Origin of the sequence: Stenotrophomonas sp. SrG (assembly GCF_050031795.1) — a bacterium.
Lineage (GTDB): Bacteria > Pseudomonadota > Gammaproteobacteria > Xanthomonadales > Xanthomonadaceae > Stenotrophomonas > Stenotrophomonas rhizophila_A.
On record NZ_JBNBBE010001621.1, the window covers coordinates 1 to 232 of the forward strand.

The window sequence follows — 232 nt, forward strand, 5'->3', positions numbered from 1 at the left end:
CCAGCACGCGCCAGGCGCCGTCGCGGGTGCGCAGCTCCAGCCGGCCTTCCCCGCTGCCCCGGCGCAGCAGGGTGGCTGCCACTGCCTCGCGTGCCTGCGGATAGCGGGTGGACCGCAGGACATCGGCCACGCGGCCGCTGGATGCCGCGGCCGCCCACCCGTACACCTGCGCGGCCGTGCGGTTCCAGAACGTGATCCCCCCGCTGCGGGCGCGCACGACGATCATGTCGTG

General features: G+C 75.9%; 1 protein-coding gene. It reads right to left on the reverse strand.

Annotation, left to right across the window (positions count from 1 at the left end; translation table 11 throughout):
* Nucleotides 1–232 (reverse strand): PAS domain-containing protein (locus ACQG3P_RS24855; RefSeq protein WP_426806533.1); only part of this gene is annotated, 232 nt, incomplete at both ends.